Origin of the sequence: Cupriavidus sp. SS-3 (assembly GCF_035818815.1) — a bacterium.
GTDB classification, from domain to species: Bacteria; Pseudomonadota; Gammaproteobacteria; order Burkholderiales; family Burkholderiaceae; genus Cupriavidus; species Cupriavidus taiwanensis_C.
This window is the reverse complement of sequence record NZ_JAYLVT010000024.1, coordinates 43,344-67,783: the sequence shown is the minus strand read 5'-3', so window position 1 is coordinate 67,783 and position 24,440 is coordinate 43,344. Positions and strand designations below refer to the sequence as shown.

Here is a 24,440-nt window from a genome sequence, read left to right as displayed (position 1 = left end):
CGCTCACGGGCAGGGCACATAACGACAGGAGACAACCACCGTGAAGTCCTTCAAGAACGCTTTTGCCGGCCTGTTGCTGGGTTGCAGCGCGGCGCTGGCCGCCAACCCGGCGCTGGCCGCCGATGAATTCCCCGCCAAGCCGCTGCGCCTGGTGGTGCCGTTTGCCGCCGGCAGCGGCACCGATGCCGTGGCGCGCCTGACCGCCAAATACCTGGGCGAGTCGCTGCAGCAGCCGGTGGTGGTGGACAACAAGCCCGGCGCCAACGGCACCATCGCCGCCGAGTTCGTGGCCAAGGCGCCCGCCGACGGCTATACGCTGTTCATGACCACCAACACCACGCATTCGGCCAACCCGTCGCTGATGAAGCAGTTGCGCTATGACCCGGTCAAGGATTTCACGCCGATCTCGCGCATGGGCAACCTGCCGTTCATGCTGGTGGTCAACCCGGCGCTGCCGGTCAAGACGCTGCGCGAGTTCGTCGACTACGCCAAGGCGCATCCGGGACTGACCTATGCCAGCGGCAACAGCACCGGCATCGTCTCGGGCGCGACGCTGTCGAAGATGGCGGGGCTGAAGATGCTGCACGTGCCGTACAAGAGCACGCCGCCGGCGATGACCGACGTGATGGGCGGCCAGGTGCAGGCCATGTTCGTCGACTTTGCCGCCGGCATCGCCAACGTGCGCGCCGGCAAGCTGCGCGCGCTGGCGGTCACCACCGCGCAGCGCAGCGCGCTGCTGCCGGACCTGCCGCCGCTGGCGAGCGTGCCGGAACTGAAGGGTTTCGACGTGACCTCGTGGAACGGCGTGTTCGGCCCGGCCGGAGTGCCGGCCCCGGTGGTCGAGCGCCTGAACCGCGAGCTGGTCGCGATTGCGACCAGCAAGCAGCATGCGGCACAGTTCCACGCGCTCGGCTTCGAGCCCTTCGGCAGCACGCCGGCCGAGCTCAACCAGTTCGTCGTGGCCGAGTTGCAGAAGTGGGCGCGGCTGGTGAAGGACGCAGGCATCCAGCCGGAATAAGACACCGTCGAACAGACAACGACAGCAAGCAGGTAACGCGATGAATTTCGATCTCTCCGAAGAACAGGCCTCCATTGTCGAGGCGGTGCAGCAGGTCTGCGCGCAATTCGACATGGAATACTGGGACCGCCTCGACAAGTCCGGCACCTATCCGCATGAGTTCTACCAGACGCTGTGCGAAGGTGGCTGGCTCGGCGTGGCCATGCCCGAGGCCTTCGGCGGCGCGGGGCTGGGCATCCTGGAAGCGGCGCTGGTGATGCAGACCATCTCGCAGTCGGGCGCGGGCATGACCGGCGCGTCGGCGGTGCACATGAACGTATTCGGCCTGAACCCGGTGGTGGTGTTCGGCACCGACGCGCAGAAGGGCCGCTTCCTGCCGCCGCTGATCGCCGGCCAGGAGAAGGCCTGCTTCGGCGTGACCGAGCCCGACGCCGGGCTGGACACCACCAAGCTCAAGACCTTTGCGCGCAAGGTGCCGGGCGGCTACTCGGTGAGCGGCCGCAAGATCTGGATCTCGACCGCGCAGGTGGCCGACCGCATGCTGCTGCTGGCGCGCACCACGCCGCTGGAGTCGGTGAAGAAGTCGACCGAGGGCCTGTCGCTGTTCTACACCAGGGTCGACCGCAGCAAGATCGAGATCCGCGAGATCGACAAGATGGGCCGCGCCGCCGTCGACACCAACATGCTGTTTATCGACGACCTGTTCATTCCGGACGAAGACCGCATCGGCGAAGAGGGCAAGGGCTTCGAGTACATCCTGCACGGGCTCAATCCGGAGCGCATCCTGATCGCGGCCGAGGCCATCGGGCTGGGACGCGCGGCGCTGGCCATCGCCACGCAGTACGCCAAGGAGCGCGTGGTGTTCGGCCGCCCCATCGGCATGAACCAGGGCGTGCAGCATCCGCTGGCGCAGGCGTGGATGCAGCTGGAGTCGGCCAACCTGATGATGCTCAAGGCCGCGGCGCGCTACGACGCGGGCCAGTCGTGCGGGGCCGAGGCCAATGCCGCCAAGTACCTCGCCGCCGAGGCCGGCCACAATGCCTGCCAGACCGCGATCCTGACGCTGGGCGGCATGGGCTACTCGCGCGAGTACCGGGTCGAGCGGCTGCTGCGCGAGTCCTATATCCCGCGCATCGCGCCGGTCAGCCCGCAGCTGATCCTGTGCTTTATCGCCGAGCGCGTGCTGGGCTTGCCCAAGTCGTACTGAACGGGAGCGGCGATGCAAGACAAGGCAGTGCAGGGCAGTGCGCCGACCGGGCCGCTGGCCGGGATCCGCGTGATCGACATGACTTCGGTGGCGATGGGGCCGTATGCCACCCAGATCCTCGGCGACATGGGCGCCGAGGTGATCAAGGTCGAGCCGCCGGCGGGCGATGTGTTTCGCCATGCCGAGCCGGCGCGGCACGCCGCCATGGGCGCCAGCTTCCTGAACCTGAACCGCAACAAGCAGTTCGTGGTGCTGGACGTGAAGCAGCCCGACGACCTGGCGGCGCTGAAGGCGCTGATCGCCGGCGCCGACGTCTTTGTCTCGAACGTGCGGCCGCAGTCGCTGCGCAAGCTCGGGCTGGACTATGCCTCGCTGTGCGCGGACCATCCGCGGCTGATCTACTGCGGTGCCTATGGCTATTCGGAGTCAGGGCCGTACGCCGGCGCGCCCGCGTTCGACGACATCATCCAGGCGCGCAGCGGCATGGCGCAGTTCCAGGGCGCCAACTCGAACGAAGGGCCGCAGTACGTCAACACCATCCTCGCCGACAAGGTCGCCGGGCTGACCGTGGCCTATGCGATTCCGATGGCGCTGTACGAGCGCGAGCGCTCCGGCCGCGGCCAGGCCATCGAGGTGCCGATGTTCGAGACGCTGGTGTCGTTCCTGGCCACGGAACAGCTGGCCGGGCAGACCTTCGTGCCGCCGCTCGGGCCGGCCGGCTATCCGCGCGTGATGTCGCTGCACCGCAAGCCGTACCGCACCCGCGACGGGCATATCGCGCTGCTGCCGTACACCAGCGCGCAATGGCAGCGCTTCTTCGATGTCTCCGGCCATGCGCCGCTGGCCAGCGATCCGCGCTACGCCACGCCGGCCGCGCGCAGCGCCAATATCGACGCGCTCTATGCCACGCTGGCCGAGATCGTCGCGCAGCGCACCACCGCCGCATGGCTGGCGCTGCTGCGCGATGCCGACATCCCGCACAGCGAGGTGCCGCATTTCGACAGCCTCGCCGACGACCCGCACCTGAGCGCCACCGGCATGATGTTCGAATACGACCATCCAAGCGAAGGGCGCCTGCGCGGCGTGGGCATTCCCACGCGCTTCTCGCGTACGCCCGGCAATATCCGCAGCTGGCCGCAAGCCTTGCCGCCAGCCGCCCGTCAGGAGGACTGACCCGCGCTGCCGCCGCGTACAATCCCGGCCAACGGATACTGAAGTCGAGGAAGCCAACGATGGCAGCAAACGAAGCGGCGGAGAAGTCCGGTTACGGCAGCGTCAAGACGGCGCTGCGCGTGATCGAGATCATGGAAATCTATGCGCGCGAAGGGCGCTCGCTGACACTGACCGAACTGGCCAAGCTGCTGGGCGCGCCGATGTCGAGCTGCCTGGGGCTGATCCGCACGCTGGCTTCGCTGGGCTATCTGTACGAGACCGGGCGCCGCCAGGGCTACTATCCGACCCGCCGGCTGCTCGATATCGCGCAACGCATCGCCCGCAACGACCCGCTGCTGGAGCGTGTGCAGCCGGTGCTGGAATCGCTGCGCGACACCACCGGCGAGACCGTGGTGTTCGGCAAGCTGCAGGACGACGGGCGCGTGCTGTATCTGGAGGTGCGCGAATCCCCCAACCCGGTGCGCTATATCGCCGCGCCGGGCGAGCTGCGCGACGCGCATGTGAATTCCATCGGCCGCGCCATCCTCGGCACCATGACCAGGGAAAGCCGCGCGGAATTGCTGGCCGGCGCTTCCTTTGCGTCGCGCACCGGCCGCACGGTGGACTCGCTGCGGGTATTCGAGGCGGCGATGCAGCAATGGCAGGCGCAGGGGTGGTATCCGAATTTCGGCGAGTCGTTCCCCGACCTGGGGGCCATCGCGATGCCGGTATCGCTCGGCGGCGTGGTCTACGGGATGTCGGTGGCTGGGCCGCTGCATCGGGTCGAAGCCAATGCAGAGGCGATCGTCGTGGCGCTGAAGGCCGCCGGCGCTACGCTGCAGGAGTAAAACAAAGGGCGGGGCGCTGCGGCAGCCCCGAACCAAAGCCATTTGCGACCCACAAACGAAAAAGCCCGGTGCGTTTGCACCGGGCTTCCGTATCGGTTGGCTCCCCGACCTGGGCTCGAACCAGGGACCTGCGGATTAACAGTCCGTCGCTCTACCGACTGAGCTATCGGGGAACAGCTGAGAAAGAAATTATAGCCAGTTTCTCTTTTCTTCGTCAACACCCTTTCGACATTAACTTCCTGTCAGGGGAGGGGCTCGGCGAAGGCAGGCTTGCTGGCGCGTGGTGCAGGGTGGCTGGTTGCCGGCCCGGGACCGTGGCGCTGAACAGCGAGGCCGCATTATAGCGACGGTTCCGGCTTTGTGCCAGAAAAAAACCGCCTCGCGGCGGCTTTTTTCCGTGGGCCATGGCCGGTCAGTCGAACACCGGCGATTCCACGCCCAGCACCTTGTGCAGCTTCGGCGAGGTGGTGGTGTACTGCATGTGGATCTTCTTTTCCGGGAAGATATACGGCGCAGCACCGAACGCAGCCAGCGCAGCCTCGTGGAAGCCCGACAGGATCAGCTTCTTCTTGCCGGGGTAGGTGTTGATATCGCCGACCGCGAAGATGCCGGGGATATTGGTCTGGAATTTCTCCGTGTCCACCTTGATCTGCTTGCGCTCAAGGTCCAGGCCCCATTCGGCGATCGGGCCCAGCTTGGGCGACAGCCCGAAGAACACCAGCAGGTCGTCCAGCGGCAGGCGGCGGGTCACGCCGTCGGCGCCGCTCACCTTGATCTCGGTGAGCACGCCGTCCTTCTCTTCATAGCCGCTGATCTGCCCGACCACGAACTGCATTTCCATCTGCTCGCACAGTTCCTTCATCTTGGCGACCGACGCGGGCGCGGCGCGGAAGCCGTCGCGGCGGTGGATCATCACCACGGACTCGGCCTTGCCGACCAGGTCCAGGGTCCAGTCCAGCGCCGAGTCGCCGCCGCCGACGATCACCAGGTTGCGGCCGTGGAAGCGGCTCGGGTCCTTGACGCGGTAGAACAGCTGCTTGCCGTCGAACTTGTCGATGCCGTCGACCTTCAGCGTGCGCGGCTGGAACGAGCCCACGCCGGCGGCGATGAAAATGGTCTTGGTGATGAAGCGCGTGCCGAGCGAGGTCTCGACGAAGAAGCGGCCGTCTTCACGGCGCTCGACCACGGAGACTTCCTGGCCCAGGTGGAAGGTGGGCTCGAACGGCTCGATCTGCTTGAGCAGGTTGTCGGTCAGTTCCTGGCCGGTGCAGCTGGGCACGGCCGGAATATCGTAGATGGGCTTGTCCGGATACAGCTCGACGCACTGGCCGCCAACGACCTTCAGGGAATCGATGACGTGGGCCTTGATTTCGAGCAGGCCCAGTTCGAACACCTGGAACAGACCGACCGGGCCGGCACCGACGATCAGCGCGTCGATTTCCAGCGGCTGGCCGCCCGCGGGGCTGCCGCCCTCGACCTGTTTGGTCGTGTCGGCAACGGGATTTGGAATGCTCAAGTCCATTTTCGTCCTGATACGTTGGTTGGGCACGCGGGTGCCCGGCATTGCGGAAAGCGCGTGGGGACGGCTTTCTTTACTGCCCGGTGCGCTCAGCGCTCCAGGTACTGCAGCTTGTCGGTGGTGTCCTTCCACTCTTCGGCCTCGGCCAGCGGGGCCTTGGTCTTGGTGATGGAGGGCCAGGCGCGCGCCAGCTCGGCATTCAGTTCGATGAACTGCTGCTGGTCGCCCGGCACGTCTTCCTCGGCGTAAATGGCGTTCACCGGGCACTCGGCCACGCACACGGCGCAGTCGATGCACTCATCCGGGTCGATGGCCAGGAAGTTGGGGCCCTCGCGGAAACAATCGACCGGACACACGTCAACGCAGTCTGTGTAGCGGCAACGGATGCAGGATTCGGTGACAACGTGAGTCATTTCGGTTCCAGGAAAACGGGTCGGCTTTTAATGGGAAACTGTGGGGCCGCTTCTTGCCGGCGTGACGCGCCCAATCCATCACATGGAGGTACCCGCGTGCCGCAGGGCAGCATGGGCTGGGCGAACGCCGGCCGAGGCCTTTCGGAAACCGATATTGTAGCCGAGCCTTCTGGCAAGGATAGCCGGCCTATATAGCTGGATCAGATAGTTTTCTTATTTCTTTATGTACTTTTGATTTGACGCAGGGCGGCCGGCTGGCGGCTTTGTCTGTTCGCCGGCATGCCGCGCGGCAGCACCGCGCCAGCCGGCCGCGGGCAGACTTCAGGTAGCATGGCGTTCTGACCCCGGCATCGCCGTCTGGCCCGCTATGATCATCCAGTCCCTGCTCGACACCGACCTGTACAAATTCACGATGATGCAGGTGGTGCTGCATCAGTTCCCGCAGGCGCAAGTGGAATACCGCTTCAAGTGCCGCAACGCGGGTATCGACCTGACTCCGTATATCGACGAGATCCGCGCCGAGGTGGCGCACCTGTGCCAGCTGCGCTTCACCGAGGAAGAGCTGGCCTACCTGCGCGGCCTGCGCTTCATCAAGAGCGACTTCGTCGATTTTCTCGGACTGTTCCACCTGAACGAGAAATATGTCTCGGTGCGCCCGTCGCCGCAGGGCAACGGCGAGATCGAAATTGCCATCACCGGCCCGTGGCTGCACACCATCCTGTTCGAGGTGCCGGTGCTGGCCATCGTCAACGAAGTCTATTTCCGCCGCACCCAGCCCGAGCCCGACCTGGCCGAAGGCCGGCGCCGGCTGGAAACCAAGCTGGCGTTGCTGAAGACGCCCGAGCTGGGCGATTGCGTGATCGCCGACTACGGCACGCGTCGTCGTTTCTCGCGCGACTGGCAGGAAGAGGTGCTGCTGACCATGCGGCGCCTGCTGGGCCCGCAGCTGGCCGGCACCAGCAATGTCCACTTCGCGCGCCTGCATAATATGGTGCCGCTGGGCACGATGGCGCACGAATACCTGCAGGCCTGCCAGGCGCTGGGGCCGCGGCTGCGCGACTCGCAGGTGTTTGCGCTGGAACGCTGGGCGCGCGAATACCGCGGCGACCTGGGCATCGCGCTGTCCGACACCTACGGCTTCGATGCCTTCCTGCGCGACTTCGACCTGTATTTCTGCAAGCTCTTCGACGGCGTGCGCCACGATTCCGGCGATCCGCTGCTGTGGGGCGAGCGCATGGTGGCCCACTATGCCGCCAACCGCGTCGACCCGCGCACCAAGACGCTGATCTTCAGCGACAGCCTGGACATCCCGCGCGTGATCGAGCTGTACCAGCGCTTCCACGGCCGCTGCCGGCTGGCGTTCGGGGTCGGCACCAACCTGACCAACGACCTGGGCTACACGCCGCTGCAGATCGTGCTGAAGATGGTGCGCTGTAACGGGCAGCCGGTGGCCAAGCTGTCTGACACGCCGGAAAAGACCATGTGCGACGATCCCGGCTACCTGGCCTACCTGCGCCAGGTGTATTCGGTGCAGCCGGCCGCGTAGCCGGCCTCAACACAGCTGCGCCGCTGTATCGACCCTATAATCGCCGCATCGCGCCCTTGCGCATTGCCACTCCAGCCAGGCCCCATGGAAACCAACGACGCCCGCGACCGCATCTTTGCCCGCATCCGTGCCGCCCAGGGCAGGCCGGCCCGGCCCAGCGCGGGAGAACGCGGCGCCGTGGCCGATTACCTGGCCCGCCACCCGCAGGGCCCGCGTCCGGCCGCGGCGCCGGACCTGGCCGAAGCCTTCCTGGCGCAGGCGCAGCGCATGGCCTCGACCGTGGACCGCGTCGCGACCCTGGCCGAGGTGCCCGCCGCCACGGTGCGCTATCTCGACAGCCTGGGCCTGGTGCGCCGCGCGGTCGCGTGGGATGAATTCGGCCGGTTGCCCTGGCAGGACGCAGGGCTGGCAGTGGAGTGCCGCCCGCCGGTGCGCGACGCCGCGGCCGACCGCGAGCACGGCGACCTGGTCGGCATCACCGGATGTTTCTGCGCGATTGCCGAGACCGGCTCGCTGATGCTGCTGTCCGGCCCCGCCACCTTCGCCTCGGCCGCGCTGCTGCCCGAGACCCATGTGGCGGTGGTGCCGGGCTCACGCATCGTCGCCGGGCTGGAGGATGCGTTTGCGCTGGTGCGCAGCGAGCGCGGCGAGCTGCCGCGCGCCACCAACATCATCAGCGGTCCGTCGCGCACCGGCGATATCGAGCAGACCATCGTGCTGGGCGCCCACGGCCCGTACCGGGTGCATGTGATCCTGGTCGACGCGGCCTGAGCCGGATGGCGCGAGGACAGCGCGCCGCAATCCGAAAATGCACGCTGCAAGGGAATCGCGGCAAGGGCTTGCATTACACTTGCAGGCTTGCCCGCGCGCTTTGGCATCGCGCCGCGCGCGCCCATGACCGCTGCATTTCCGAGGAGATCCTGCCTGATGCGACATGCCCCCGTGCTGTTGCCACTGCTGGCCATGCTGGCCGCGTTTCCCGCCGCCGGTCATGCCGCCGATCTCGACGGGGCGTCGCTGTCGCCGCTGTGGGGACTGCCTTTTGCCGGCATCCTGCTGTCGATCGCGCTGTGGCCGCTGCTCGGCCCGAAGTTCTGGCACCACCATTACGGCAAGATCGCCGCCGGCTGGGGACTGCTGTTCCTGCTGCCGTTCGCGTTTCTGTTCGGCGCGCAGGCCGCTGCCGCCAGCACCGTGCACGCGCTGCTGGCCGAGTACATTCCGTTCATCGCGCTGATCACCACGCTGTATATCGTTGCCGGCGGCATCTGCGTGCGCGGCAACCTGCATGGCACGCCGGGGCTCAACACCGGCATGCTGGCGCTGGGCACGTTCCTGGCCAGCTTCATGGGCACCACCGGCGCCGCCATGCTGCTGATCCGGCCGCTGTTGCGCGCCAATGACAACCGCCGCCACGTGGCGCACGTGGTGGTGTTCTTTATCTTCCTGGTGGCCAATGCCGGCGGCGCGCTGACGCCGCTGGGAGACCCGCCGCTGTTCCTCGGCTTCCTGAAGGGCGTTGACTTCTTCTGGACCCTGCAGAACATCTTTCCGGAAACGCTCTTCGTCTGCGCGGCGCTGCTGCTGCTGTTCTACCTGGTCGACCGGTACTACTACCGCAACAAGGAAGAGGAATTGCCGCCGCGCAACGATCCCACCCCCGATTCGGGCGGCATTGCCATCGAAGGCAAGTTCAACTTCGTGCTGCTGCTCGCCGTGGTCAGCCTGGTGCTGATGAGCGGGCTGTGGAAGCCCGGGATCTCGTTCGATATCCTCGGCACCGAGGTGCCGCTGCAGGCCGCGGTGCGCGACGCCTTGCTGGTGGTGGTGGCGGTGGTGTCGCTGCTGGTCACGCCGCGCTCGGCGCGCGTGGGCAATGAATTCAACTGGGAACCCATCCTCGAGGTCGGCAAGCTGTTCGCTGGCATCTTCCTGACCATCATCCCGGTGATCGCCATGCTGAAGGCGGGCACCGACGGCGCGTTCTCGGGCGTGATCCGGGCGGTCAGCGACGCCAACGGGCAGCCGGTCGACAGCATGTATTTCTGGGCGACGGGCGTGCTGTCTTCATTCCTGGACAATGCGCCGACCTACCTGGTGTTCTTCAATACCGCCGGTGGCGACCCCGCCACGCTGATGACGCGAGATGCCTCGACGCTGGCCGCGATCTCGGCCGGGGCGGTGTTCATGGGCGCCAACACCTATATTGGCAATGCGCCCAACCTGATGGTCAAGGCGATTGCCGAAAACCGCGGCGTGCGCTTGCCGAGCTTTTTCGGCTACATGCTGTATTCGGGCATTTTCCTGGTGCCGCTGTTCGTCATCATGACCTTCCTCTTCTTCCATATCTGATGCCATGAAGCCGTCCGTCCTGGTCACCCGCGCCATCTATCCCGAGGTCATCGCGCACCTGGCGCAGTATTTCGATGTCGACGACAACCAGCAGGACGCGGTGCTCGACGCCGCGGCCCTGAAGGCGCGGCTGGCCGGCAAGGCCGGCGTGCTGGCCAACGCCGCCGACCGCATCGACGCCGGCGTCGTTGCCGGGCTGCCTGCGCTGCGCGCGGTGTGCAACATGGCGGTCGGCTACAACAACCTGGACCTGCCGGCCCTGACCGCCGCGGGCATCGTCGCCACCAATACCCCGGACGTGCTGACCGAGACCACCGCAGATTTCGGCTGGGCCCTGCTGATGGCAACCGCGCGCCGCGTCACCGAGGCCGAGCACTACCTGCGCGCCGGCAAGTGGCAGCGCTGGAGCTACGACATGCTGGTCGGCATGGACCTGTACGGCAGCACGCTGGGCATCCTCGGCATGGGCCGCATCGGCCAGGCGCTGGCGCGGCGTGCGGGCGGGTTTGGCATGAACGTGCTGTACCACAACCGCAGCCAGCTGCCGGCCGAGACCGAGCGCGCGCTCAACGCCCGCTATGTCGGCAAGGAAGACCTGCTGCGCCAGTCCGACCATCTGCTGCTGGTGCTGCCGTACGGCCCGCAGAGCCACCATGCCATCGGTGCCGCCGAGCTGGCGCTGATGAAGCCCACCGCGACGCTGGTGAACCTGGCGCGCGGCGGCATCGTCGACGATGCCGCGCTGGCGCAGGCACTGCGCGACAAGCGCATCTTCGGCGCCGGCCTGGATGTGTTCGAGGGCGAGCCGGCCGTCCATCCAGACCTGCTGACGGTGCCCAACGTCGTGCTGACGCCGCATATCGCCAGCGCGTCCGAGAAAACCCGCCGCGCCATGGCCATGCTCGCGGCCGACAACCTGATCGCGGCGCTCGACCAGGGCCCGCAGGCCGGCCATCCGCCCACCGTGATCAACCCTGAAGTGATGGCGCATCGCCGCTGAGGTTTTCGCATGACCCTGATTCCGTTCCTGACGCTGGCCGCGGCGCTGCTCGCGGTCGTGCTGCTGGTGATCGTGTTGCTGCGCCAGCAGGCCGGGTCATCCGGCGCCGGCATGGCGCGGCAACTCGACGAGATGCGGCTGGAGCAGGCCCGCGGCATGGAGCGGCTGGAGCGCGAGGTGCGCACCGAGGTGGCCGAGGCCGCGCGCGGCAGCCGCGGCGAGTCGGCGCAGCAGATGCTGCGCTTCCAGCAGGCGCTGTCGTCGCAGCTGACCGGCATCGCCACGCTGCAGAACAACCAGATCGACACCTTTGCGCAGCAGCTGGCCAAGCTGACCGAGACCAACACCCAGCAACTGGAACAGGTGCGCCAGCACCTGATGCTGCAGTCGCAGCAGGCGCGCGACGAGCAGGCCGGCACGCTGCGTCGCTTTGGCGACGGCCTGCAGCAGCAGCTGGCGCAACTGTCCGAGGCCAACGAGCGGCGCCTGGCCGAGGTCCGTGCCACGCTGGAGCGGAAGCTGCAGGACATCGAGGCCAACAACGCCGCCAAGCTCGAGGAGATGCGCCGCACCGTCGACGAGAAGCTGCACGCGACGCTGGAGCAGCGCCTGGGCGAATCGTTCCGGCTGGTGTCGGACCGCCTCGAGCAAGTGCATCGCGGCCTGGGTGAAATGCAGGTGCTGGCGCAGGGCGTGGGCGACCTGAAGAAGGTGCTGACCAACGTGAAGTCGCGCGGCACCTGGGGCGAGGTGCAGCTGGAGATGCTGCTGGAGCAGATGCTGACGCCGGAGCAGTACGGCAAGAACGTCGAGACCGTGCGCAACTCGGGCGCGCGCGTGGAGTTTGCCATCCGCCTGCCCGGCAAGGCGGCGGGTGGGGACCATGCGCCGGTCTGGCTGCCGGTCGACGCCAAGTTTCCCAAGGAGCAGTACGAGCGCCTGGTCGACGCGCAGGAGCGCGGCGATCCGGACGGCGTACTGGCGTTCGGCCGCGAACTGGAAACGGCGCTGCGGCGCGAGGCCCAGACCATCGCTGAAAAATACCTGGCGCCGCCGCAGACCACCGACTTTGCCATCCTGTTCCTGCCGACCGAAGGGCTTTATGCCGAGGTGCTGCGCCGTCCCGGCCTGACCGACCAGCTGCAGCGCGACTATCGCGTGACCGTGGCCGGTCCAACCACGCTGACCGCGCTGCTGAACAGCCTGCAGATGGGGTTCCGCACGCTGGCGCTGGAAAAGCGCTCGAGCGAGGTGTGGGAGGTGCTGGGCGCGGTCAAGACCGAATTCGGCAAGTTTGGCGACGTGCTGGCCAAGACCCGCGATACGCTGGAACGTGCTGCGCGCAATATCGAGCAGGCGGAGGTGCGCACGCGGCAGATGGCGCGCAAGCTGCGCACGGTGGAAGCGCTGCCGGGCGAGGCCGCGCAGCAGTTGCTGGGGCTCGGGCTTGATGCGCCGGCGGACGGCATGCCGGAAAGCCCTGAGAACGCGGAAAACAGCCGGGCCTGAGCGTGCCGCGGGGCAGGTGTCGGAGGGAAGCGGGTGAGGCGGCCGGCCTGGGTCCCGGCCGGGACTGGCGCTGCGCCGTTCAGCGGTCTTCTTCGGGGGCCAGCTCGCGCACGTGGACTTCGATGCCGCCGAAGCGGGCGGCCACCCAGTTGTAGGCCTTGCAGGCCAGCCACAGCAGGCCGAAGCCAATCAGCGCATTGAGGATGATCGCGCTGAACACCGTGATGGCCGGCAGGTCACCATAGCGGACGAAGGTGACAAACAGGCCCAGCGACACGATCGGCAGCGAGAAGCACAGGTAGACCAGCACCAGCGCGCGGGCGGTCTTGACGGGGTGGAGGTACGCAATCTCCTGATTCATGACGGGGGATACTCGAATGTTTCTGAATCGTGCGCCAAGTGTAGCGATTGGCCGATGCCAAGCATAGCCCGCCGGCCGCGGGGCAGCCGAAAGCCCGGCGGCAACGGTGCCGCGGCGGCAAATGTGCGGCACAAAAACGACACATTGCTACGATCGTGTAGCGAATGGTTGCGCGCAGCCCCCGCCGTGCCGGTCAAACCAGCCCGTCGAACAGCATCACCTCGACCGCGTCGCCGGCCTTGACCGAATCCTGCTCGTGGCCGAGCACGATAAAGCAGTTGGCCTCGCTCATCGAGCGCAGCACGCCCGAGCCCTGCTGGCCGGTGATGCGCACTTCCCACTCGCCGTCGCCGGCGCGCGCCAGGATGCCGCGCTGGTACTCGGTGCGCCCCGGCTTCTTGCGGATCGCCTGCGCGCTGCGCACGCGCAGCAGCGGCAGCGGCGGCACCGTCGCACCCATCAGCCGGTGCAGCGCCGCCCGCACGAAATGGTAGAAGGTGACCATCACCGCCACCGGATTGCCAGGCAGGCCGAACAGCAGGGCCGAGTGCGCGCCCGCGCCGTCGGCCTGGATCCGTCCGAAGGCCATCGGCCGGCCCGGGCGCATGGCGATCTTCCAGAACGTGACATCGCCCAGGCGCGCCATGATCTGCTTGGTGTAGTCGGCCTCGCCGACCGACACCCCGCCGGAGGTGATGACCGCGTCGGCGCTTTCGCAGGCGGTGCGGAAAGCGGCTTCGAGCGAGTCGGGATCGTCGCGCACCACGCCCATGTCGAGCAGGTCCACGTTCATCCGGCGCAGCATGCCGTGCAGCGTGTAGCGGTTGGAGTCGTAGACGCAGCCCGGGTCGAGCGGCTCGCCGATCGAGCGCAGCTCGTCGCCGGTGGAGAAGAACGCCACGCGCAGGCGCCTGCGCACGCGCACCTCGGCTACGCCCAGCGACGCCAGCAGGCCGAGGTCAGCCGGCTGCAGGATGCGCCCGGCCTGCAGCGCCGCCTGGCCGCGCGCCAGGTCCTCGCCGCGCAGGCGCCGGTTGTCGCCGATGCGGACGCAGTCCGCGGCAAAGCGGATGCGCGCGCCGTCGGCGACGGTTTCGACGAACTCCTGCGGCACCACGGTATCGCAGCCGGCCGGCATCACCGCGCCGGTCATGATGCGCACCGCCTGCACGGCGGTGGGGGCCAGCGCGCCGGCACCGCCCGCCAGCGCGCTGCCGATCACCTCGAGCTCGACCGTGGCGGTCTGCGCCGCGGCCAGGGCCGCACCGTGGAAGGCATAGCCGTCCATCGCCGAGTTGTCATGCGCCGGCACGTCGATGGTCGAGACGATGTCCTCGGCCAGCACCCGGTCCAGCGCGCTGCGGATCGGCAGCTGCTCGATGCCGCGCACCGGCTCGACCACCTCGCCGATGATGCGGTTGGCCTGGTCCACCGGCAGCGCGGTGGGATCGTAGTCGGACAGGCAGGAAATGACGGATTGCAGCGATGGCATGGCGGCTCGGCGGTGGCTGGGGCAGGAGTTCAGCGCGCTTCGTGCGCGCGTAGTTCGTCCAGGGTGTTGATATTGGCAAAGGCCGCGGCGTCGTCGAACAGCACCTCGGCCAGCCGCTGCGAGGCGGCCCAGGTCTCGATCTTGCGGCCGCCCCCGGAAAGATAAGCCACCAGGCTGTCGAGCGCACTGACCGGCATCAGGCAGAACACCGGCTGGGCCTGGCGCCGGCCATCCTGGTCCAGCGTGACCGGGATCGCCAGCTCGGCGCCTTCGGCCTCGATCGCCTGTGCCAGGCGCGCCACCAGGTCGGTCGGCAGGAACGGCGAATCGCACGGCGCCGTCACCATCCAGGGGGTCGCGCATTGTTCAAGGCCGGCCAGCATCCCGGCCAGCGGGCCGGCGAAGTCGGGCACGCTGTCGGTGTAGACCGGCACGCCGAAGGACTCATAGGCAGCCAGGTTGCGGTTGGCGTTGATCATCAGCCCGCCCACCTGGGGCGTCAGCCGCATCATCGTGTGCATGGCCATCGGCGTGCCATGCAGCGGCTGCAGGCCCTTGTCGGTGCCGCCCATGCGGCTGCCCCTGCCGCCTGCGAGAATCAGGCCGGTAATGTCGTCGCGTGCAATCATGGAGTTCGCTGCGGCGGGTTCAGCCGCCGATATAGGACATCTCGATCTTGCGTTCGGCGCGTTTCGCGCGCACTGCCGGGTCGCTGCGCTGCTCGGAATAGTTGTCGGTGCGGCCCTGCCATACCTGCGCGATCGCATTGGAGATTTCCAGGTCGCTGTAGCCGCCGCGCAGCAGCGCGCGCAGGTCGAAGCCCTCGGTGGCGAACAGGCACAGGTAGAGCCGGCCTTCGGTGGACAGGCGGATGCGGCTGCAGTCGCCGCAGAAGGCGTGGGTGACGCTGGAGATGACGCCGATCTCGCCGGCGCCGTCGCGGTAGCGCCAGCGTTCGGCCGTTTCGCCGGAGTAGTTGGCCTGCACCGGTTCCAGCGGGAATTCCGCATCGATGCGCTTCACCACCTCGGCGGACGGCAGCACCTCATCCATCTGCCAGTGGTTGCTGGCGCCCACGTCCATGAACTCTATAAAGCGCAGGATGATGCCGCTATGCCGGAAGTGGCGCGCCATCGGTACGATTTCCTGGTCGTTGGTGCCGCGCTTGACCACCATGTTGACCTTGATCGGCGCCAGGCCCACGGCCTGCGCGGTCTCGATGCCGCGCAGCACCTCGGCGACGGCGAAGTCCACGTCATTCATGCGGCGGAAGGTGGCATCGTCGATTGCGTCCAGGCTGACGCTGACCCGTGTCAGGCCCGCGTCGCGCAGCGCGCGCGCCTTGCGCGCCAGCAGCGATGCGTTGGTGGTGAGGGTCAGGTCGAGCGGCTTGCCCGACACGGTTTCGATCTTCGCCAGCATCTCGACCAGGTGCTCGATGTTCTTGCGCAGCAGCGGCTCGCCGCCGGTCAGGCGGATTTTCTCGACTCCGTGGGCCACGAACAGGCGCGCGGTGCGCTCGATCTCCTCGAAGCTCAGCAGCTCGGAATGCGGCAGGAAGGTGTAGTCCTTGTCGAATACTTCCTTCGGCATGCAGTAGACGCAGCGGAAATTGCAGCGGTCCGTCACCGAGATGCGCAGGTCATGCAGCGGCCGGCCGCGGCGGTCGGCCACCAGGCCGGTCGGCGCAACCAGGGTGCCGGGAATGCTGGGCGTCATCGAGCGGTAGCGATGGTCGCGCAGGTCGAAAATCGGGATGACGGATTCGGTCATGGCCTGTGGGTGGCACGGCGTCCGGGGAGCGGGACGGCAACGCAAGAAGCGATGTGGCGCGGGCGCTCGGGGGCCGGATGCATTCTGCTGCCATTCTAGCCGAGGCGGGGGCAGGGCATCCGCATCCCGCGGTGATGACGGGGATTCATCCGGCGCGCCGCCCATGAAAAAAGGGGACGGCCTGGCCGTCCCCTTCTTGCTTTGGCTGCCGCGCAGCGGCGTCGCTTACTGCTGCGATGCCATCTGCACTTCGCGGCTGCCGGTTTCCACCAGGATCATCGGACCCTGGGGCAGCGGCGGCAGCGGCTTGCGCTCGCGCGGTACGCGCGGGGCGGGCGCGATGCGGGCGGCGGCTTCCTGGGCCGAGCGCAGCTTGTCGCTGTCGGTATGGACCCATTGCAGCCCGGCGGTGGCCAGCATCGGCTCCAAGTTTTCCAGCGACGCCGGCGCTGCGGCGGCCACCGGGGCCGGTGCAGTTGCCTGGGCTACCGGCTCGGCCGCCGGAGCGGTTTGCGCGACCGGTGCCAGCACGGGCTCCGGTGCGGGTGCCGCGGCGGGGGCAGCGGCCGGCACGACCGGCGCAGCGGTTTCGACCGCGGCGCTGACGGCAGGCTCGGCGATGGCTTCGGCGGCAACGGCCTCAGTCACCGCCCCGGCCACCGGCGTGACAGCCTCGGCAGGTTCGGCAGCTGGCGCGGCCTCCGGCTGGACCGCCGGGGTGGCTTGTGCTGCCGGGGCCGGCGTCACATCTGCCGGCACCGCGATGCGGACTGCTTCGACAGCTTCGGGTGCGGCTTGCGCGGCCACGGCCGGCTGCTGCGCGGGCTCGGCCGGTGCGCCGGCTTCGGCGCTGGCCGGGACGAAGCCTTCGCCTTCGCCTTCACCCGCCACGCCTTGCACCGACTCGTCGCGTTCGCGGCGATAGCGGTTGCGGCCACGGCGGTTGCGGCGGCGGCGTTCCTCGCCCTCGGCGGTCTCCGCGGTTTCCAAGATACCTTCGGCGGCAGCTTCGGCGCCTTCCGGCAGTTCGGCGCGGGCCTGGGTGTCTTCGTTCAGGGCCTGCGGCAGCACGCCCAGGGCCTGGGCGGCAGCGATGGCTTCCGGCTGCGGCGCTTCGCCGGCTTCGGCTTCGCGCAGTTCGCTGCGCTCACGCTGGCGTTCGCGCTGGCGCTCGCGGCGTTCCTGGTTGCGGTCGCGGCGGCCTTCCTGGCGTGCCTCGGCGCGTTCACCCTGGGCGCGCTCGGCGGGCACGGCCTCGGCCTGGCGCGCCACGGCCGGCGTTGCCTGGCCTTCACCTTGCTGGCGCGGCTGGCGGCCCTGGCGTTCGCCACGGCCCTCGCGCTGCTCGCCGCGCTCTGCGGCCTGGCGTTCGCCACGCTCGCCGCGTTCGGTGCGTTCGCCGCGCTCGGCACGTTCACCACGTTGGCCGCGGCCCTGGCGCTCGCCACGCTCAGCGCGTTCGGTGCGTTCGCCGCGTTCGGCGCGCTCGCCACGCTGGCCGCGGCCTTCGCCACGCGGACCGCGCTCACGACGGCCATCGGCGCTGCGGGTTTCCGCGGCGGCTGCCGGCTTGGCCGGCTCCACCACCGGCGGAGTGGCCGGACGCGCACCGAACAGGCCCTTCAGCCAGGCGATAAAGCCGCCGGCTTCCACCGGCTTGGTGGCCGGCACGGGCGGCGCCACCGGCGCGGCTTCCGGGCGCGGCGCGCGCTCGGGGCGCGGCACCGAGACCGGGGCGGGCTGCTCGGGCGTGATGCCCTTGACCGCGGCTTCCTGGCGCGGCTTGGCTTCTTCCTTGCGGCGGCTGCTGTAGCTGGTGTCGGCTTCCAGTTCCTTGGCGGCAGCCTCGGCCATCTTGTAGCTGGCGGTGCTGTCTTCCAGGCGCGGGTCGTCGTGGCGCAGGCGCTCCAGCTTGTAGTGCGGCGTTTCCAGGTGCTTGTTGGGAATCAGCAGCACGTTGACCTTGAAGCGCAACTCGATCAGGTTGATTTCCTGGCGCTTCTCGTTCAGCAGGAAGGCGGCGACCTCCACCGGCACCTGGCAGTGGATGGCGGCGGTGTTTTCCTTCATCGCCTCTTCCTGAATGATGCGCAGCACCTGCAGGGCGGAGGATTCGGTATCGCGGATATGGCCGGTGCCATTGCAGCGCGGGCAGGTGATGTGCGAGCCCTCCGACAGCGACGGGCGCAGGCGCTGGCGCGACAGCTCCATCAGGCCGAAGCGGCTGATCTTGCCCATCTGCACGCGCGCGCGGTCGTGGCGCAGCGCGTCCTTCAGGCGCGTTTCCACGTCCTTCTGGGCCTTGCCCGACTCCATGTCGATGAAGTCGATCACGATCAGGCCGCCCAGGTCGCGCAGGCGCAGCTGGCGGGCGATCTCGTCGGCGGCCTCGAGGTTGGTGCGCAGCGCGGTTTCCTCGATGTCGGCGCCCTTGGTCGCGCGGGCCGAGTTCACGTCCACGGACACCAGTGCCTCGGTGTGGTCGATCACGATGGCGCCGCCCGACGGCAGCATCACCATGCGCGAGTAGGCCGATTCGATCTGGTGTTCGATCTGGAAGCGCGAGAAGAGCGGTACGTCGTCGCGGTACTTCTTCACGCGGTTCATGTTGTCAGGCATCACCACGCTCATGAAGGCGCGGGCCTGTTCGTAGATCTCGTCGGTGTCGATCAGGATCTCGCCGATATCCGGCTGGAAGTAGTCGCGGATGGCGCGGATCACCAGGCTGGATTCCAGGTAGATCAGCAGCGGCGCCTTGTTGTCGCCGGCGGCGCCGTCGATGGCCTTCCACAGTTGCAGCAGGTAGTTCAGGTCCCACTGCAGTTCCTCGGCCGAGCGGCCGATGCCGGCGGTGCGGGCGATGATGCTCATGCCTTCCGGCACGGTCAGCTGCGCCATGGTCTCGCGCAGCTCCTGGCGGTCTTCGCCCTCGATGCGGCGCGACACGCCGCCGCCGCGCGGGTTGTTCGGCATCAGCACCAGGTAGCGGCCGGCCAGCGAGATGAAGGTGGTCAGGGCCGCGCCCTTGTTGCCGCGCTCTTCCTTCTCGACCTGGACGATCAGTTCCTGGCCTTCATGCAGGGCGTCCTGGATGCGCGCGTTGCGCACGTCGATGCCTTCCTTGAAGAAGGCGCGCGCGACTTCCTTGAACGGCAGGAAGCCGTGGCGCTCTTCGCCGTAATTGACGAAGCAGGCTTCCAGCGAAGGTTCGATACGGGTGATGACACCCTTGTAGATGTTGCCCTTGCGCTGTTCGCGCCCGGCAGTCTCGATGTCGATATCGATCAGCTTCTGACCGTCGACGATGGCGACGCGCAATTCCTCCTGTTGCGTCGCGTTGAACAGCATGCGTTTCATCGCAATACCTCACTCCAGTGTCGCGGGTGGCACCGTCTGGGCGGTGTCCGCGGCGATCCATGGAGCACGCGAGGGAGCGAGCGAGGCGCGAGAATTGCCGGAAAGCGCCGCTGCGCAAGACATGCGGGCGGCTGGGCGCGGGTGAAAGAGAGCGATGACGTCGGGGTAACGACCGCAGGGCAGGAGAGAACACCGGAGGCTGCTCTTGCGCAGACATCCGGCGCATTCCCGTGCCGGAGGCGATGCTTGGCGCCGGCGCAACCAGCGCCGGCGGCATCGCGGCCGGCCGCGGAAGGCCTAGACGCGTCAAAGAGCAAATTTTTCGGACACGGCATGGTTGCCGTTGCTGCCTGACTTCTCCTGGCGGGCGCACCTACTACTTCTTGGAGTTCTGCGACCGGGCGCCGGTAACTTCCAGTCAGGCGGCAGGTCAACCTGCCGGCCGGCACCGTTTCCCGGTGCGGGCGGGACTTCTCTCACCGAAGCGGATGCCGGCTGCGGCATCCGCCCTTAAATTCTGTTTTACCTGAACACTCAGTTCCCACGTCACCGCCTGCCCGTGCCGAAGCCACCTTTGGGCGACTTCCTGCATGCCGGCGGCACCGTGCGTGCTGCTTTTTTGCTGCCATTTGCCCGTCTGGCGCTTGGCGTAACGCGAATTGCGGGAGACGGGCGGGGTCGACGGCAACCCCAAGTGTAGAATGCGAAAAATCGAATAAAACTCGAAGATCCATCGCTTACACAGGTCTTGCGCTGCCGGCCTCGAGCCGGAACAGCGAGGAAATTATATTGAAAATGAATGAGTTACGCCATCAAATTGAAAAGGCTGCCGAAGCTGCGCCGGCCAGCCCACAGGTGGCGTATGTCACGATTGACGAAGGCTCCGAAGGCCAGCGCATCGACAACTTCCTGTTGAAGGTAGCCAAGGGGGTACCCAAGAGCCATATTTACCGGGTGCTCCGTTCGGGCGAGGTTCGGGTCAATAAGGGGCGTATCGATGCCACTTATCGCCTCCAGTCGGGCGATGTGGTGCGCATCCCGCCGATGCGGGTGGCGAGTGCGGCGCAATCCAGCGCGGCGCCGGTGCCTGCCGGGGAATTCCCGGTGTTGTTCGAAGACGCGCACCTGCTGGTCATCAACAAGCCGGCGGGCGTCGCGGTGCATGGCGGCTCGGGCGTCGCCTTCGGCGTGATCGAGCAGCTGCGCCGGTCGCGGCCGCAGGCCAAGTTCCTGGAGCTGGTGCACCGGCTGGACCGCGAGACCTCAGGCATCCTGGTGCTGGCGAAGAAGCGCTCGGCGCTGGTCCACCTGCATGAGCAGATTCGCGGCAACACCATGGACAAGCGTTACTTCGCCTGCGTCGCCGGCGAATTCCTCAACGCCCGCCAGCACGTGAAGCTGCCGCTATATAAATTCAGCACGCCGGACGGCGAGCGCCGCGTGCGGGTCCAGGCCGACGGGCTGGCCTCGCATACGGTGTTCAACCGGATCGAGGCCTTCCAGGGTTTCACGCTGCTGGAGGCAGAGCTGAAGACCGGCCGCACGCACCAGATCCGCGTCCACCTGGCGCACTCGGGTTTCCCGATCGTCGGCGACGAAAAATACGGCGATTTCTCGCTGAACAAGTCGCTGGCGCGTTCCGGGGCCAAGCCCGGCATCAAGCGGATGTTCCTGCATGCGCACCGCCTGGTGTTCATCCACCCGGCCACCGGCGAGCCGCTGTCGGTGGAGGCGCCGCTGCCCGACGAGTGCGTCGGATTCCTGCAACAATTGCGTGAATTGCACGCCCCAGAGTAGGGTAGTGCTTCAAACGCCACAAGGACTTCCATGGCCAGGCAACAATTTGACCTGATCGTTTTCGACTGGGACGGGACTCTGATGGACTCGACCCCGACCATCGCCAAGTGCATCCAGCTGGCCAGCCGGGACCTTGGCCTGCCGGTGCCCGACGACAGCGCCGCCAGCCACGTGATCGGCCTGGGTCTGAAGGACGCGCTCTCATACGCAGTGCCGACGCTGGATCCCGCCGACTATCCGCGGCTGGCCGAGCGCTACCGCTACCATTTCCTGACCCGCGACGCCGATCTGGTGCTGTTCGAAGGCGTGCGCGAAATGCTCGAGACGCTGCGCGCGGAACACTATTTCCTTGGCGTGGCCACCGGCAAGACCCGCGTCGGCCTGCAGCGCGCGCTGGCGGCCACCGGCCTGACCGCGCTGTTCGACGCCACGCGCTGTGCCGACGAGACCTTCTCCAAGCCGCACCCGGCCATGCTGCACGAGCTGACGCGCGAATTGGGCCAGGACGTGGAGCGCACGGTGATGATCGGCGACACCACCCATGACCTGCAGATGGCGGCCAACGCCGGCGCCAAGGGCCTGGGGGTCTGTTACGGGGCGCATCCGGCCGAGTCGCTGCGCGCGATGGCGCCGGTGCACTGCGCCAGCTCGATCTCCGACCTGACCGAGTGGCTGCTGGCCCATGCCTGACGCGGCCTCCGGCCAGGCGCCGGTGCGGGTGTGCGCCGCCGATGCATTGCAGGAGGGCGGACTTGGCGTGCGCTTTTCGGTGGCGCTCGACCGGCGCGAGATCGGCGCCTTTGTGGTGCGTTTCGACGGCGTTGCCCATGCCTACCTGAACCAGTGCGCGCACGTGCCGATGGAGCTGGACTGGCAGGAGGGCCGGTTCTTCGATGCCTCGGGCCTATACTTGATGTGCGCCACTCATGGCGCGGTGTACGCGCCGGATAGCGGCGAGTGCGTCGGCGGCCCCTGCCGCGGGGCCGCGCTGGCCAAGCTGCAGGTCGAGGAGCGCGATGGCCAGGTCTACTGGCTGCCGCGGGCCCCGTACCGCGCCCCCGAGCCTTCCGGCGGCGCCTGAATGGATTTCCACGAGCGATTTGCATGACAGAACAACAGAAGCCGCCCTCGGATGAACCCAACGAACCGGGGCAGCCGGACCCGCGCAAGCCGGCCGGCGAGGCCGGGCCGGCGCCCGAGCCGGAGTCCGAGCGTCTGGTGACCGCGAAGCGCGCCGATTTCCCGCTGGAGGACGAACTGCGCGCGGGCGATGACGCCGCGCGGCAGGAGGCGCGCGAGCGCAAGGCGCGCCTGGCCGGCGCCACCGCCAGCGGACAGGTGGGCGGAGGCTGGGAGCGCGATGTGCTGGAAAAAGTACTAACCGAATCGCTGCGCGAGCAGCGCGCGGCGCGGCGCTGGCGCATTTTCTTCCGCCTGGTGACCCTCGGCCTGCTGGCGCTGATCCTGTTCGCGGTGTTCGACTTCAAGGGCGATGGCGCTATCAGCGCTTCTGGCCGCCACACCGCGATGGTTACGCTGGAAGGGGAGATCGCCGCCGGCACGCCGGCAAGCGCCGAAGCGATCAACGCCTCGCTGCAGGCGGCCTTTGCCGACAACAACGCCGCCGGGGTGATCCTGAAGATCAATTCGCCCGGCGGCTCGCCCGTGCAGGCGGGCATCATCAACGACGAGATCCAACGCCTGCGCGGCCTCTACCCGTCCAAGCCGCTGTATGTGGTGGTCGAGGAAATCTGTGCTTCCGGCGGCTATTACGTGGCGGCGGCGGCCGACAAGATCTATGTCGACAAGGCCAGCATCGTCGGCTCGATCGGCGTGCTGATGGACGGCTTCGGCTTTACCGGGTTGATGGACAAGCTGGGCGTGGAGCGCCGGCTCTACACCTCGGGCGCCAACAAGGGCATGCTCGACCCATTCTCGCCGCAGGTGCCCAAGCAGAAGGCCTTTGCCGAAGCCATGCTCAAGCAGATCCATCAGCAGTTCATCGACGTGGTCAAGGAAGGCCGCGGCGACCGGCTCAAGGACGACCCGGAGCTGTTCTCGGGCCTGTTCTGGTCGGGCGAGCGCAGCGTCGCGCTGGGGCTGGCCGACGGGCTGGGCAGTGCGGAGTACGTGGCGCGCGACCTGTTCAAGGCCGAAGACATCGTCGACTACACGGTCAAGGAGAACATCGCCGAGCGCGTGGCCAAGCGCTTTGGCGCGGCCGTGGGCACCGCGGCGATGAAGACCATGCTGTGGAGCACCGGCATGCAGGGCATGCGCTGAAGCCTGGCGCGGCAGCGTGTGAACAAAGGGGGCGCAAGCGCCCCCTTTGTCATTTCCGTGCAGTGGTTTGCCCTAGAGGGCGAGCAGCGAGAAGATCGCCGGGCGCTTGTGCAGCGCGACCCGCTCGGGGCGCCAGTCCGACAGCGGCAGCGTGACGATGGTCTCGCCGGGCAGGGTCAGGTCCACCGCCACGGACAGCAGCGTGGTGCCGGCGCAATGCTGGCGCATGGCCTCCAGCAGCGCGCCGTTGCGGTACGGCGTTTCGATGAAGACCTGGGTCTGGCTGGCCTTGCGCGAGCGCTGTTCCAGTTCGCGCAGCCGCTGCGCGCGCTCGTTGGCATCGACCGGCAGGTAGCCGTTGAAGGCAAAGCTCTGGCCGTTCAGGCCCGAGCCCATCACCGCCAGCAGGATCGAACTGGGCCCCACCAGCGGCCGCACGCGGATGCCGCGCGCATGCGCCAGGCGCACCAGGTCGGCGCCGGGGTCGGCCACCGCCGGCACGCCGGCTTCCGACAGCAGGCCGCCGTCGCGGCCGGCCTGCAGCGGCGCCAGCAGCGCCGCCAGGGCGTCGGCGCGCGTATTCACATTCAGCTCCTGGATCTCGATCTGCTGGATCGGGCGCGGCAGCGGCGTGGTTTCGCCCAGTTTCTTCAGGAAGGCGCGCGCGGTCTTGGCGTTCTCGGCGACGAGGTAGTCCAGCGCGGCCGCGATCTGCTGCACGCCGGCCGGGATCACGTCGGCCAGCGGATCGGCTTCGTCGCGCTTGCCCAGGGTATTGGGAATCAGGTAGAGGGTGCCGCTCATCGTGGGAGG

21 protein-coding genes and 1 tRNA gene are annotated in these 24,440 nt (G+C 67.7%); 13 read left to right on the top strand and 9 right to left on the bottom strand.

The features are described from left to right. The first annotated feature begins 40 nt into the window (after positions 1-40). From U9J39_RS26715 to U9J39_RS26700, 4 genes are read left to right on the top strand one after another with little or no spacing between them, the layout of a single operon-like run. Positions 41-1,018 carry a Bug family tripartite tricarboxylate transporter substrate binding protein gene (locus tag U9J39_RS26715; protein WP_115680658.1) on the top strand — a complete coding sequence of 326 codons (978 nt, stop codon included), beginning with the start codon at positions 41-43 and terminating at the stop codon, positions 1,016-1,018. A gap of 40 nt (positions 1,019-1,058) precedes the next feature. Then, positions 1,059-2,225, top strand: a complete 1,167-nt coding sequence (locus U9J39_RS26710; RefSeq protein ID WP_115710184.1) for an acyl-CoA dehydrogenase family protein — start codon at positions 1,059-1,061, stop codon at positions 2,223-2,225. A 12-nt stretch (positions 2,226-2,237) separates the two neighbouring features. Further along, positions 2,238-3,398 carry a CaiB/BaiF CoA transferase family protein gene (locus U9J39_RS26705; RefSeq protein WP_115710182.1) on the top strand — a complete coding sequence of 387 codons (1,161 nt, stop codon included), beginning with the start codon at positions 2,238-2,240 and terminating at the stop codon, positions 3,396-3,398. Positions 3,399-3,457: 59 nt separating this feature from the next. Beyond that, positions 3,458-4,225 (top strand): IclR family transcriptional regulator, encoded by a 768-nt coding sequence (locus tag U9J39_RS26700; protein WP_115680656.1) that lies wholly within the window; start codon positions 3,458-3,460, stop codon positions 4,223-4,225. Positions 4,226-4,322: 97 nt separating this feature from the next. On the opposite strand, the gene U9J39_RS26695 is transcribed toward U9J39_RS26700, so the two are convergent. The 3 genes from U9J39_RS26695 to fdxA all read right to left on the bottom strand — a co-directional run bounded on the left by U9J39_RS26695 (position 4,323) and on the right by fdxA (position 6,157). Further along, positions 4,323-4,398 (bottom strand) — tRNA-Asn (locus U9J39_RS26695). A gap of 239 nt (positions 4,399-4,637) precedes the next feature. Continuing rightward, positions 4,638-5,747 carry an NAD(P)/FAD-dependent oxidoreductase gene (locus tag U9J39_RS26690; RefSeq protein WP_240987681.1) on the bottom strand — a complete coding sequence of 370 codons (1,110 nt, stop codon included), beginning with the start codon at positions 5,745-5,747 and terminating at the stop codon, positions 4,638-4,640. 86 nt (positions 5,748-5,833) lie between these two features. After that, the gene (gene fdxA, locus U9J39_RS26685; RefSeq protein WP_029046281.1) at positions 5,834-6,157 is read right to left on the bottom strand and encodes a ferredoxin FdxA; all 324 of its coding nucleotides are present in this window, start codon (positions 6,155-6,157) and stop codon (positions 5,834-5,836) included. Between the two features lie 367 nt (positions 6,158-6,524). Here fdxA and pncB point away from each other — a divergent pair, with 367 nt between their 5' ends. From pncB to rmuC, 5 genes are all read left to right on the top strand, one after another. Then, entirely contained in the window at positions 6,525-7,703 is a 1,179-nt protein-coding gene (gene pncB / locus U9J39_RS26680; protein WP_115710180.1) for a nicotinate phosphoribosyltransferase, read from the top strand. 84 nt (positions 7,704-7,787) lie between these two features. After that, the gene (locus U9J39_RS26675; protein ID WP_116312842.1) at positions 7,788-8,474 is read left to right on the top strand and encodes a LutC/YkgG family protein; all 687 of its coding nucleotides are present in this window, start codon (positions 7,788-7,790) and stop codon (positions 8,472-8,474) included. A 156-nt stretch (positions 8,475-8,630) separates the two neighbouring features. Next, complete coding sequence (locus tag U9J39_RS26670) at positions 8,631-10,055, top strand: sodium:proton antiporter (protein WP_326348548.1); 1,425 nt, start codon at positions 8,631-8,633, stop codon at positions 10,053-10,055. Between the two features lie 4 nt (positions 10,056-10,059). After that, a complete protein-coding gene (locus tag U9J39_RS26665) occupies positions 10,060-11,055 on the top strand; it encodes a 2-hydroxyacid dehydrogenase (protein WP_116312840.1) in 996 nt (331 codons plus the stop codon). Between the two features lie 9 nt (positions 11,056-11,064). After that, on the top strand, positions 11,065-12,564 hold the full coding sequence (rmuC, locus tag U9J39_RS26660) for a DNA recombination protein RmuC (protein WP_115710173.1): 1,500 nt from the start codon (positions 11,065-11,067) through the stop codon (positions 12,562-12,564). A gap of 79 nt (positions 12,565-12,643) precedes the next feature. Here the strand turns inward: rmuC and U9J39_RS26655 are convergent, their stop codons facing one another. The 5 genes from U9J39_RS26655 to U9J39_RS26635 form a co-directional block, all read right to left on the bottom strand. Further along, a complete protein-coding gene (locus U9J39_RS26655; RefSeq protein WP_115710171.1) occupies positions 12,644-12,925 on the bottom strand; it encodes a hypothetical protein in 282 nt (93 codons plus the stop codon). Positions 12,926-13,118: 193 nt separating this feature from the next. Continuing rightward, positions 13,119-14,417, bottom strand: a complete 1,299-nt coding sequence (moeA, locus tag U9J39_RS26650) for a molybdopterin molybdotransferase MoeA (RefSeq protein WP_116312839.1) — start codon at positions 14,415-14,417, stop codon at positions 13,119-13,121. Between the two features lie 29 nt (positions 14,418-14,446). Further along, positions 14,447-15,046 (bottom strand): molybdenum cofactor guanylyltransferase MobA, encoded by a 600-nt coding sequence (mobA, locus tag U9J39_RS26645; RefSeq protein WP_115680648.1) that lies wholly within the window; start codon positions 15,044-15,046, stop codon positions 14,447-14,449. A 19-nt stretch (positions 15,047-15,065) separates the two neighbouring features. Further along, entirely contained in the window at positions 15,066-16,190 is a 1,125-nt protein-coding gene (gene moaA / locus U9J39_RS26640; RefSeq protein ID WP_326348546.1) for a GTP 3',8-cyclase MoaA, read from the bottom strand. Positions 16,191-16,415: 225 nt separating this feature from the next. Next, positions 16,416-19,547: an Rne/Rng family ribonuclease gene (locus U9J39_RS26635; RefSeq protein WP_116312837.1), complete on the bottom strand. Its 3,132-nt coding sequence runs from the start codon at positions 19,545-19,547 to the stop codon at positions 16,416-16,418. Between the two features lie 795 nt (positions 19,548-20,342). On the opposite strand from U9J39_RS26635, the gene U9J39_RS26630 reads away from it, so the two are divergent. From U9J39_RS26630 to U9J39_RS26615, 4 genes are read left to right on the top strand one after another with little or no spacing between them, the layout of a single operon-like run. Next, positions 20,343-21,344 (top strand): RluA family pseudouridine synthase, encoded by a 1,002-nt coding sequence (locus tag U9J39_RS26630; protein ID WP_115710163.1) that lies wholly within the window; start codon positions 20,343-20,345, stop codon positions 21,342-21,344. A 30-nt stretch (positions 21,345-21,374) separates the two neighbouring features. Then, positions 21,375-22,034: an HAD-IA family hydrolase gene (locus tag U9J39_RS26625; RefSeq protein WP_326348544.1), complete on the top strand. Its 660-nt coding sequence runs from the start codon at positions 21,375-21,377 to the stop codon at positions 22,032-22,034. Further along, positions 22,027-22,425: a Rieske (2Fe-2S) protein gene (locus U9J39_RS26620; protein ID WP_326348543.1), complete on the top strand. Its 399-nt coding sequence runs from the start codon at positions 22,027-22,029 to the stop codon at positions 22,423-22,425. The genes U9J39_RS26625 and U9J39_RS26620 overlap by 8 nt, the downstream gene beginning before the upstream one ends. A gap of 23 nt (positions 22,426-22,448) precedes the next feature. Next, positions 22,449-23,627 (top strand): S49 family peptidase, encoded by a 1,179-nt coding sequence (locus U9J39_RS26615; protein WP_115710159.1) that lies wholly within the window; start codon positions 22,449-22,451, stop codon positions 23,625-23,627. A 72-nt stretch (positions 23,628-23,699) separates the two neighbouring features. Here the strand turns inward: U9J39_RS26615 and U9J39_RS26610 are convergent, their stop codons facing one another. Next, positions 23,700-24,431 (bottom strand): SAM-dependent methyltransferase, encoded by a 732-nt coding sequence (locus tag U9J39_RS26610; protein ID WP_116312836.1) that lies wholly within the window; start codon positions 24,429-24,431, stop codon positions 23,700-23,702. Positions 24,432-24,440: the final 9 nt, after the last annotated feature.

Coding starts and splice junctions, on each gene's coding strand:
- U9J39_RS26710 (WP_115710184.1), top strand. CDS start 1,059: ATGAATTTCGATCTCTCCGAAGAACAGGCCTCCATTGTCGAGGCGGTG.
- U9J39_RS26705 (WP_115710182.1), top strand. CDS start 2,238: ATGCAAGACAAGGCAGTGCAGGGCAGTGCGCCGACCGGGCCGCTGGCC.
- U9J39_RS26700 (WP_115680656.1), top strand. CDS start 3,458: ATGGCAGCAAACGAAGCGGCGGAGAAGTCCGGTTACGGCAGCGTCAAG.
- U9J39_RS26690 (WP_240987681.1), bottom strand. CDS start 5,747: ATGGACTTGAGCATTCCAAATCCCGTTGCCGACACGACCAAACAGGTC.
- fdxA (WP_029046281.1), bottom strand. CDS start 6,157: ATGACTCACGTTGTCACCGAATCCTGCATCCGTTGCCGCTACACAGAC.
- pncB (WP_115710180.1), top strand. CDS start 6,525: ATGATCATCCAGTCCCTGCTCGACACCGACCTGTACAAATTCACGATG.
- U9J39_RS26675 (WP_116312842.1), top strand. CDS start 7,788: ATGGAAACCAACGACGCCCGCGACCGCATCTTTGCCCGCATCCGTGCC.
- U9J39_RS26670 (WP_326348548.1), top strand. CDS start 8,631: ATGCGACATGCCCCCGTGCTGTTGCCACTGCTGGCCATGCTGGCCGCG.
- U9J39_RS26665 (WP_116312840.1), top strand. CDS start 10,060: ATGAAGCCGTCCGTCCTGGTCACCCGCGCCATCTATCCCGAGGTCATC.
- rmuC (WP_115710173.1), top strand. CDS start 11,065: ATGACCCTGATTCCGTTCCTGACGCTGGCCGCGGCGCTGCTCGCGGTC.
- U9J39_RS26655 (WP_115710171.1), bottom strand. CDS start 12,925: ATGAATCAGGAGATTGCGTACCTCCACCCCGTCAAGACCGCCCGCGCG.
- moeA (WP_116312839.1), bottom strand. CDS start 14,417: ATGCCATCGCTGCAATCCGTCATTTCCTGCCTGTCCGACTACGATCCC.
- mobA (WP_115680648.1), bottom strand. CDS start 15,046: ATGATTGCACGCGACGACATTACCGGCCTGATTCTCGCAGGCGGCAGG.
- moaA (WP_326348546.1), bottom strand. CDS start 16,190: ATGACCGAATCCGTCATCCCGATTTTCGACCTGCGCGACCATCGCTAC.
- U9J39_RS26635 (WP_116312837.1), bottom strand. CDS start 19,547: ATGAAACGCATGCTGTTCAACGCGACGCAACAGGAGGAATTGCGCGTC.
- U9J39_RS26630 (WP_115710163.1), top strand. CDS start 20,343: ATGAATGAGTTACGCCATCAAATTGAAAAGGCTGCCGAAGCTGCGCCG.
- U9J39_RS26625 (WP_326348544.1), top strand. CDS start 21,375: ATGGCCAGGCAACAATTTGACCTGATCGTTTTCGACTGGGACGGGACT.
- U9J39_RS26620 (WP_326348543.1), top strand. CDS start 22,027: ATGCCTGACGCGGCCTCCGGCCAGGCGCCGGTGCGGGTGTGCGCCGCC.
- U9J39_RS26615 (WP_115710159.1), top strand. CDS start 22,449: ATGACAGAACAACAGAAGCCGCCCTCGGATGAACCCAACGAACCGGGG.
- U9J39_RS26610 (WP_116312836.1), bottom strand. CDS start 24,431: ATGAGCGGCACCCTCTACCTGATTCCCAATACCCTGGGCAAGCGCGAC.